Annotated in this window: 1 protein-coding gene; it reads left to right on the forward strand. The window is 45.9% G+C overall.

Annotated features, from left to right (window positions below):
• Window positions 1–682: 682 nt before the first annotated feature.
• Window positions 683–2,214: hypothetical protein (locus EBR25_13275; GenBank protein NBW41952.1), on the forward strand; the 1,532-nt coding region annotated here is incomplete at its 3' end.

The raw sequence follows: 2,214 nt of genomic DNA on the forward strand, positions 1-2,214 counted from the left end.
TACCTCCTATGAGCTTTGTATTCTTAGCAGTAGGCATGAGCCACATCTCAGCTCGTACCGTGCGGGTGGTAATGAGGCGGTAAAGAGACGGGTCTTTGGTGCGTAGTGGATTTCCCATGACAGAGTGTTAATCGGAGGAGGTTGTCGCATCGGTTCGTCATTCAATGAAAAAAAGATGGTGGTACCTGATTACTGGGGTACCTGATTACTGGGGTACCTGATTACTGGGGGTACTTGAGTACTGGGGGCGCTTAGCTCTTTACACTGAGGAAGAGGTCGGTGCGGCATTCGTGCATTCTGAAAATAGGAATTCTTCTTAGATCTCTCGCTCCCTCTAATATCACCGGAGACTCTATACATCGGAGAACCCGTAAGGTGATAACTCATCCTACTAAATAGCTCAAAACTGCTCGGCTCGCTCTCGCAAACTACAACAGCCAGCTCTATCAACTGTAAACGCCTCTGAGAGCTCAGCTGTGGGCTCAGCTTTTAAGATTTCTTACCTGTTAGAGTGATTCAGCAACGGAACCTCAATTTATTCTCTGTAGACGACGAATGTTAATGCGGCAGAGCATAAGCTATGGAAGGTATGCCGTCTTTTTTTATGAGGGTTTAGAGCCCTTTCTGAGCTGCTTGCAGCGGTGCGAAGGGGGGGGTATGTAGGCGCTGAAGAAGTTTTGTTGTGGCTATAAAGGTTGGACCATATAGCAGCCTCGTGAGTATGCAAGGTGAGTTTAGTCGAAGTAGTGCTCGATTGAGTAGTGCTTTTGAGCGACTTTCTTCAGGACTGCGAGTTAACAGTGCATCCGATGATACGGCTGGCTTAGCCCTTTCGGCAGGTCTCGATATTAACTCTAGGCTTCAGAGTCAATCGAGTAAGAATGTAAATGATGCTATCTCGCTGATAAATATTGCTGAGTCAGCTTTAACGGAAATAGAGGGTATAGCTGCTCATATCCAAGAGCTAGCTGAACAAGCCGCGACAGGAACCCTCAATGCAAGCCAGCGAAACGCACTGTCAACGGAGTATTCAGCTCTTTCTCAGGAAATTTCTCGAATAGCAGACAGCACTACCTTTAATGGTATAAGTGTATTTGGAAACCGCCAAGCGACTCTCGGAGACTTCGAGCAGATTACCTCATACGCCTCTACTGAACTCAATAATACCCAACTTGCCGTCTCTGGAGATGGAAGATATGCGATAGTCTTGAGTAGTGCTGATTCAGAGGTACAGCGAATAAATACAGAGACAGGATCAGTTCAGACGTTAATAGGTGGAGTAACAAACCTTTCACAGTTGCAGGTAAGTCTGTCCGGAAACAGAGTTGCTTTTATCAGCAATAATAATCTTACCGGAGAGAACGGTGCTGGATATAGTCAGGTGTATTTATATGACGTTACGAGTTCAGCACTCTCTCAGATAACTAATGCGCAAGGAGTTGAGCTTTTTCTTGGATTTGATTTCTCTGATGATGGTTCGACTATCGCATTCAGTTCTCAAACTTTGTATGAGGGAGGAGCAACCTATCAGGCATTTCAAGAAATTATCTTCTATGATGTTGACAGCGATACCCTGAGGGAGAGTGGTTATATTAGTTATCCCTCGGCAGCTGGAAACTTTCATTTGAGTGCTAACGGAGATCACCTGGCATTTGTTTCGACTGCCAATGTCGGTGGGGCGAACTCTGATAACTCGGCTGAGCAGTGGGTTATGCGCACTTCTGATAACTTCAGCTCAGCTACTCAAATCACCAGTGTTACTGGAGCAGGTTCGATTCGAGGCTCCGCTGCAAATAATGGAGACGTTTACTTTGTTTCAGCCGCTAACTTAACGGGTCAAAATGCTGGTGGATATCAACAAATTTTTCGATATGCCGCTGATTCAGCAGATGTTACCCAGTTAAGTTCCGCTAGTGCTACCGTTTCTCCTTATATCTATTTTTCAGCAGATAGTGAGGAGCTGGTATTCATTTCAGCGCCTAGTTATTTCGATGGAAGTGGCAGCTCTTATGAGGCGATGCACTATAATTCAACAACCGGAGTTGTTACGCAGTTGTCAGACTTTGGCGGATTTACGGCTGGTGCAATTACCGTTTCCTCAGATTTGCAACAGCTTTTGCTGGTAGGCGACGCGGTATCAATCCCGGTCATCGCATCCGGAGGGGCAGGGGATTACGCCCATTTTTCAGACCTCTTTGAGAAAACCAACATTGA

Source organism: bacterium (genome assembly GCA_009926305.1).
Classification (GTDB): domain Bacteria; phylum Bdellovibrionota_C; class UBA2361; order UBA2361; family RFPC01; genus RFPC01.